Raw genomic sequence first — 7,508 nt, 5'->3', positions numbered from 1 at the left:
CACCAATGGCAACTAGGGACCGGAATGCGTGATCTTTTAGTAGATGGTCTGATTAATACCAACCGTTATACGGTTTTGACCAGAAGGGATATCGCCTCCGTTCTGGCCGAGCAGGAAATCCAGCAAAATGACGCTTTTCGTGACCAAGGTAAGGTCAAACAGGGCAATCTGAAAAATATTCAATACCTTATTAAAGGTGCAGTGACCGACTTTGCTCATGTTGGCGGCGGGACCCTTCGCGTGCTGGGGAGTAAATTGGGAATCGTTGGTGATGGGCAGGTTGCACTTGTTTCTGTCACTCTTTACGTCATTGATGTTGAGACTGGCGAAATTGTTGCCAGCAAAACTCTTGAAGGAAAAGCAAGCGCTGGATCTGTCGACTTCAAAGCCCAGTACAAAGGGATAGGTTTTGGCGGCAACGCTTTTTATCGAACTCCACTCGGTAAGGCAACCCAGGAGGTTATCAACAACGGTCTTGTTGTGATTGGAGAAACGATTGCTAACAAACAATGGTATCCATCAGTAATTAAGGTCGAGGAGGAAAGGCTCTTTTTAAGTGGTGGATTTGACCGGAAAATAGAAGTCGGGAGTGAGTGGGGGGCGTACAGCCCTGGAGAGGTATTGATAGACCCTGCGACCGGCGATGTGCTCGGGCAAAAAGTTGGGACTTTGTCAGGGGAAATTATTGTTGGGGAAGTTTTTGACCGGTATTCTGTTGCCGAAGTACGTGAGGGTGCGTTTCGAAGAGGTCAAAGACTTAGACCGATACAGCAAAATGTTAAAAAGGAAAATATTTCAGGGCAACACTTCCCGGAGGATTCCATCGACACCTCAAGCCATCTAAATATCCATTAGCTCTGAACCGGGATAGGTATGTCACAAGGCCGAAATTTACAAGATTAGCTTTTCTGGATTCAGGATGAGGGCCAGCAGGGGGAGACCATTTCATCAAATGTGTCATAAATAGGGTGGGAAGGGAAAATGCCCAGAAAATAGAACTGCCCTACAGACTTGTGACTGTAGGGCAGTTCTGTGCTATCTGGTTGAGTTAAATTACTTTACGCGCACTCCGAATACCCGCAGGCGTGACAAACACAGCAACCACCTTCATGTTCAACCGGGCCGCCACACTCAGGGCAGGCGCCGCCATTGGTGACGTGACGGGTTGGGGCGTCTTCCTCGCCGGTGCTGAGCATGTGTAGTTCAATCGCTTTGGCAACCGCGTCTGCACAGGAGGTGACGCGGTTGCCGCCGAAGCCAGCCGGCTTGTGGCAGGTTATGCCGATCATCTGTTTGACTGCCTGGCGGGCCTGTACGCCGCTGCGCCATGCCAGCGAAACCAGACGTCCGATCGCCTCACACTGGGATGCAGCACACCCACCGGCTTTGCCCATGGTGGTAAACAGCTCGAATAGCCCTTTGTTATCTTGGTTGATGGTCACGTAGAGTGGTCCGCAGCCGGTTTCCATCTGGTAGGTAGAGCCTGTTAGTGCGCGGGGACGCTCACGTTTGCGCGAAGGCTTCTTGCTTTCCATCGGCATGGAATCGACCGATGCATCCGCTTTCTTTTCCTCAACCTTTTTCGCCACCGATAGCACCTGCATGTCGCGGGAACCGTCGCGGTAGATGGTCACCCCTTTACAGCCTTGTTTGTAAGCGAGTCGGTAAACAGTGGAAACATCTTCTTTGGTGGCATCGTGGCAAAAGTTAACAGTTTTGGAGACCGCATTGTCGGTGTGTCGCTGGAAAGCGGCCTGCATCAGTACGTGGTCTTCCGGGGTGATGTCGTGCGATGTGACGAAAACCCGACGTACATCTTCTGGGATCACGTCGATCCCTTGGACGGTGCCTTTTTCTGCAATTTCCTGCATCAATTTTTCAGAATAGAAACTTCTCTCTTTGGCGATTTTTTCGAAGAGCGGGTGAACTTCAATCAGCTTGTTGTTGTCGAGTACTTGACGCACATAGGAAACGGCGAACAGCGGCTCGACACCGCTTGAGCAGTTGGCGATGATCGAGATGGTGCCGGTTGGCGCAATGGTGGTGCAGGTCGCGTTGCGGATCGGTTCCTTGCCCGGCTGGTCGTAGGTGCTGCCCTTGAAGTTGGGGAAGGCTCCACGTTCTGCGGCCAGTTCGATGGAAGCAGCGTGGGATGTTTCGTTAATGAACTTCATTACCTTTTCGCCCAGATTGATCGCGTCGCGGCTGTTGTATGGGATGCCGAGTAGGATAAGCATATCGGCCCAGCCCATGACGCCGAGACCTATTTTGCGGTTTGCGCGGGTCATCTCATCGATTTCGGGCAGCGGATACTTGTTTGCTTCGATGACGTTGTCGAGGAAACGGGTCGACAGCTTTACGGTCTCTTCCAGTTTGTTCCAGTTAACGTCCTTCCCTTTGACCATGTTGGCCAGGTTCAACGAGCCGAGGTTGCAGGATTCGTAGGGAAGTAACGGCTGCTCCCCGCAGGGGTTGGTGCTTTCAATTTCGCCGATATGTGGAGTCGGATTGTCTCGGTTGAGACGGTCGAGGAAAATGATCCCAGGTTCCCCATTGCTCCACGCCATGTCGACAATCTGATTGAAGACCTTTTTAGCGTTGAGCTGCTTGACGACTTTGCCGTTACGCGGGTTAATGATGTCATAGTCAGCCCCTTTCTCGACCGCTTCCATGAAGGCTTCGGTCATACCGACAGAGATGTTGAAGTTGGTCAAGACGGTCTGGTCACGCTTCGCCATGATGAAATCCATGATGTCGGGGTGATCGACACGCAGAATCCCCATGTTGGCGCCACGACGGGTGCCGCCCTGCTTGATGGTTTCGGTAGCAGCGTCGAAGACCGACATAAAGGAGAGGGGACCCGAAGAAACCCCGCTGGTCGATTGGACTTCGTCGTTGGCCGGACGGATACGTGAGAAGGAAAAGCCGGTGCCGCCGCCGCTCTTGTGTATTAGGGCGGTATTCTTAATCGCCTCGAAAATACTCTCCATTGAGTCACCGACCGGCAGCACGAAGCAGGCGGACAGCTGTCCCAATTCACGACCGGCATTCATCAAGGTTGGAGAGTTAGGCAGAAAGTCGAGCTCGGTCATAATTTGATAGTAGCTCTTTTCGAAGGACGCCTTCTTTCCTTTGCCTTTCGGTTCGGCCGCATCAATGGTCTGCGCCACACGCTTGAACATGTCGACCGGAGTCTCGATTGGGTTACCATCTTTGTCACGCTTCAGGTAGCGTTTGGCCAGAACGGTCATGGCGTTCTTCGACAGCGCGAGTAGCTCGGTGTTCTGCGCTTTACTCATTTAAAGATCCCTTTCTTTTTTAACTTTTTAAACTGGTTTAAATATTACTATGGAGGTTTTAAAATGATACCATATTTATGTATCGGCAGAATATAAAGCACTATATGTGGTAGCTGTCAAGAACCATAATCATTAGAATTGCGCTTTTTGAGTTACTCAATTTTAGTCTTTTGAATTGTGCAATTATTCACCGTGGATTTGTTCATGAAGTCCTTTTTTCTGTCGGAGAAAGGGATCTTCTTAAGACTGTTTTGATTCTCGGTAGTTACGCTTGTGGTTCCATGCGATTTTGGGTATCCTGCCGCAAAACTTTCCGCAAGATGTTCAGCTTGTTAAAATATACGTAGTACTTCCGATTTGAGGTAACGAATTTATGGCCGGCGAGAAAATCCTGATTGTCGATGATGAAGCTGGGATGCAAAGGCTCCTGTCGCGCGTTTTGGCACGCGAGGGCTATCAGCCAACGCCAGTCGGTTCGGCGAAGGAGGCATTGGAGCTGATTTTCGCGGACAGTTTCGAACTGGTGCTGACCGATATTCAGATGCCGGAAAAAAACGGCCTGGAGCTTTTGCGAGAGATCAAAGAGTTTGACCCATCGCTGCCGATCATGGTGATGACTGCTTACGGCACTGTAGAAAGTGCCGTGGAGGCGCTACGAAACGGAGCCTACGATTATCTGACCAAGCCTTTCCAGACCGATGAAATTCGACTTGCTGTGGCCAAGGCACTGGAGCACAATCGGTTGCTGGTAGAAAATCAGTATCTGCATCAGGAGTTGGATGAGCATTATCAGTTCAGTGGCATCGTCGGTAATTCACCGTTGATGGCCGATGTCTACGAGATGGCCGCTTCAGTGGCGGTGAGTAACGCAAGCGTCCTGATTACTGGTGAAAGTGGTACCGGTAAGGAATTGGTTGCTCGTTCGATACACTATAATTCGCCGCGCAAGGAACGCCCTTTTGTGGTGCTCAATTGTGCGGTTTTCTCCGAGGGGGTTTTGGAGAGCGAACTGTTCGGCCATGAAAAGGGCGCTTTTACAGGTGCCGTATCTCAGAAGAAGGGGCGCTTTGAGTTGGCCAACCAAGGGACGTTGTTTATCGACGAAGTTGCCGAGATGACCATGTCGGCTCAGGTGAAACTGCTGCGGGTGTTACAGGAGCAGGAGTTCGAACGGGTTGGAGGTGATCGCACCATTAAAACCGACGTACGGATCGTAGCGGCAACCAACAAGGATTTGTCCGAGCAGGTGAAAAAGGGGGAGTTTCGCGAAGACCTATATTATCGTCTGAATGTAATCCATGTCGAGCTGCCACCGTTACGCGACCGGCGTGAAGACGTCGAGCCGCTGGCCAACTACTTTTTAGAGAAGTACATCAAGGAGACCGGCAAGAAGATTTCGCAGATCGCACCCAAGGCCTTGGCCAGCTTGATTGGTTACGACTGGCCGGGAAATGTTCGCGAACTGCAGAATGCCATAGAAAGGGCGGTTGTGCTTTGCCGCGGCGATGTCATTACACCGCGCGAGCTGCCGCGTGATGTGGTCGGCGACAGCGAAATCTGCCTGACTCTGCCGCAGCAGGGGGGGAACCTGACCGAAATTCTCGAAGATCTCGAACGGCAACTGATCATCCAGACACTGCGTCAGCAAGGGGCCTCACAAACCAAGGCAGCCGATATTCTCGGAATTGCCCGGACTACGTTGCGCTATAAAATGGAAAAGTATGGTCTACTGGACAAGCAGGAATGACAGATTGTTGTCAGCATTTTTAAGTTGTCGTCTGCTGCCAGTCAATAAGCTATTGATATCAATCGAATAAATCTATTTTTATAATGGATTTCTCGGTACGATCCTTGCTCTTCTGCTTTCCAATTGCTTGATCTGGGAAAGTCTCTTCAGGATGCAAACATTATTTAAATTATCAATTCTTCTTCTGCTGTTACTGGTTAGTGCGCCAGCTGTAGCCTGTTTTGGACCGAAGTTGTATGTCGGTACTCCTGGCGGTATGAATGGGGAGCTGTTGTTTCATCTGGCCGCCATCTACGTACAGGAAAAGACAGGCGTTGAATCGGTGAGGATAGAGTATGCCGAGGGCGAAACTGCTGGGGATTTGTTGCAGCGGGAAAAGATCGATCTTGGCTTCAGCCCGTCGGCTATCCCTGATTGGTCAAGTATTTTAACGGTCGGCGACACTTTGCATCTGTTGAGTGGCACGCGGCCGATTGAGAACCTGCAGTTTACCACCGTGCCGAAGGCTTTGAAAAAGCTCCAACGCCTGCTTACGAGAGAGGACCTTGCTCTGTTACAGCAGCAGGTGGAGAATGGGATGTTGCCGGCAAAGGCGGTACGTAACCTCTATATGCAACGTGGTTGGATATGAGAAAGTTATTTGTCCTCAGTATTCTATTGGTTCTTTTCGGCTGCGCCGGTCATCAACCAGTGATTGTGGATCCACTTGAATTGCCGCAAATCAGTGGCACCATTCCCTCCGATTTGGTCCTTGATGGTCAATACTTACTTGCTGCGGATCTCCAGGTTCCGACCGGTCTGATCTTGACCATCAAACCGGGCACCACAGTGTATGTGCAACCATCGGACAGTACCAAGATCGATCCTGAATTTCTTTCCCGGGAAACGGAGGTTCTGATCAGAGGCACTCTGAATGCAGTCGGAACTGAAGCTCAGCCGATTGTTTTTAAACCGATCGGTGAGGACCGCGACGCAATTCTTTGGTCTGGGCTGCAACTGGTTGACAGTGTTGGGTCTGAATTGGCGCACCTGCGTATCGAGCAGGCGGAAGCGGGTCTTCTCTGTTTAAATTCTTCTCCCAACGTACTATCGCTGCAGGTTCAGCGCAGCCGATACGGCATTTTACTGCAGCAGCAAAGTGCACCGCAGATTCGTGACAGTTTGCTGACCTCTGGGGAAGCCGGTCTGTTCTGCTGGGATCAGAGTGCTCCGCAGGTTCGTAACAGCAGGATCGTTCACCTGCAGGAAGAAGGGCTCTATCTGGGGCGTGACTGTCGTGGTGCATTCAGTGGGAATCTGATCGGAGAAAATGATCGCGGGGTTATTCTGCCAGCTGGTGTTGTGTTCGATGAGAGCAACCATGTGGCTGGTAACCGGCTCGATTTTGTGCGGTATGGACAGGAGGCGAACTGATGTTGTTACGGCTGCTATTGCTGCCCCTGTTGCTACTACCTTGCACTGCGCAGGCTGCGTTGAGCTATCGTGGTGAGATTTCGCTTTACGAGGACACGGTCTGGGAAGGCGAAGTACTGATAGACGGAATTCTGACGGTAGCGATGGGGGTAACGCTTGAAATCCGCCCTGGGACGGTAATTCGCTTTACCCGATTCGACAGTAATTCCGATCAGATCGGTGAACACGAAATTTTTATTCAGGGGCGCTTATTGGCCCGTGGAACTGCAGAGAATCCGATCATTTTTACTTCAGCCGAGAAGAATCCGCGCGTCTCTGACTGGGGGGCGGTCAACATGATGATGAGTGATGTTGAGCCGAACATCATCGAAAATTGTCTGTTCGAATACGCTTATCGCGGTTTTCACGCTCATTTCTCAAACGCTGAATTGCACCACAGTTGTTTTCAGTTCAACCAGCGTGGCGCTCAGTTTCAAGAATCTGATGTGTTGATTGATGATTGCCTGTTTGAAAATAATTTCAATGGGTTGCAATTTCGGGATGCGACGGTTCACCTGAGCGACAGCACGATTCGCAATAACAACTGGGGGGTTCGTGCGGTGTATGTCGAGCTGAAAATGGAAAACAACCTGATCAGCAATAATCGAGTGAACGGCGTCAGCTTGCGCGATTCGGGGTTTGTCCTGCACAACAATCAAATCATCAATAACCGGCGCGGTTTTTACCTGCAGCGGAGTCGTGGGGTTGCCGATGGGAACCGGATTGCCGGCAATCTGGAACATGGCATTTATCTTGAAGATAGTCTGGTGGATCTGAGCACAAATTGGATTACCGACAACGGCAGGTCTGGGATTAAGGTTAACGATGCTGGTGGCGATGTGCGTGACAACAGGATTAATGGGAATCACCAGATGGCCCTGGTCAATGACGGAGAAGATGATTTCGCCCTGGATGTGAATTGGTTCGCTGAACCCCCCGTGATTATCGACCAACAACTGCGTCCATCGGTTGGAAGGATTACAGTTGTTGCTCCAAATTATTAGTTTGTG

At 50.7% G+C, this 7,508-nt stretch carries 6 protein-coding genes; 5 read left to right on the top strand and 1 reads right to left on the bottom strand.

From position 1 onward, the window contains the following. The coding region (locus tag Q7J88_RS04655; RefSeq protein ID WP_303720989.1) for a CsgG/HfaB family protein at positions 1-855 on the top strand (855 nt) is incomplete at its 5' end. 203 nt (positions 856-1,058) lie between these two features. Here Q7J88_RS04655 and Q7J88_RS04650 read toward each other — a convergent pair. Then, positions 1,059-3,299 (bottom strand): vitamin B12-dependent ribonucleotide reductase, encoded by a 2,241-nt coding sequence (locus Q7J88_RS04650; protein WP_303720988.1) that lies wholly within the window; start codon positions 3,297-3,299, stop codon positions 1,059-1,061. A gap of 373 nt (positions 3,300-3,672) precedes the next feature. Here Q7J88_RS04650 and Q7J88_RS04645 point away from each other — a divergent pair, with 373 nt between their 5' ends. The 4 genes from Q7J88_RS04645 (at position 3,673) to Q7J88_RS04630 (ending at position 7,502) form a co-directional block, all read left to right on the top strand. After that, complete coding sequence (locus Q7J88_RS04645) at positions 3,673-5,046, top strand: sigma-54 dependent transcriptional regulator (protein ID WP_303720987.1); 1,374 nt, start codon at positions 3,673-3,675, stop codon at positions 5,044-5,046. Positions 5,047-5,197: 151 nt separating this feature from the next. Continuing rightward, positions 5,198-5,677, top strand: a complete 480-nt coding sequence (locus tag Q7J88_RS04640) for a hypothetical protein (protein WP_303720986.1) — start codon at positions 5,198-5,200, stop codon at positions 5,675-5,677. Continuing rightward, positions 5,674-6,459, top strand: coding sequence for a NosD domain-containing protein (locus Q7J88_RS04635; protein WP_303720985.1), 786 nt, complete (start codon positions 5,674-5,676; stop codon positions 6,457-6,459). The genes Q7J88_RS04640 and Q7J88_RS04635 overlap by 4 nt, the downstream gene beginning before the upstream one ends. Next, a complete protein-coding gene (locus Q7J88_RS04630; protein ID WP_303720984.1) occupies positions 6,459-7,502 on the top strand; it encodes a right-handed parallel beta-helix repeat-containing protein in 1,044 nt (347 codons plus the stop codon). The genes Q7J88_RS04635 and Q7J88_RS04630 overlap by 1 nt, the downstream gene beginning before the upstream one ends. Positions 7,503-7,508: the final 6 nt, after the last annotated feature.

This window comes from Malonomonas rubra (assembly GCF_003247215.1).
Lineage (GTDB): Bacteria > Desulfobacterota > Desulfuromonadia > Desulfuromonadales > Geopsychrobacteraceae > Malonomonas > Malonomonas rubra_A.
This window is presented reverse-complemented; position numbering and strand designations above follow the sequence as displayed.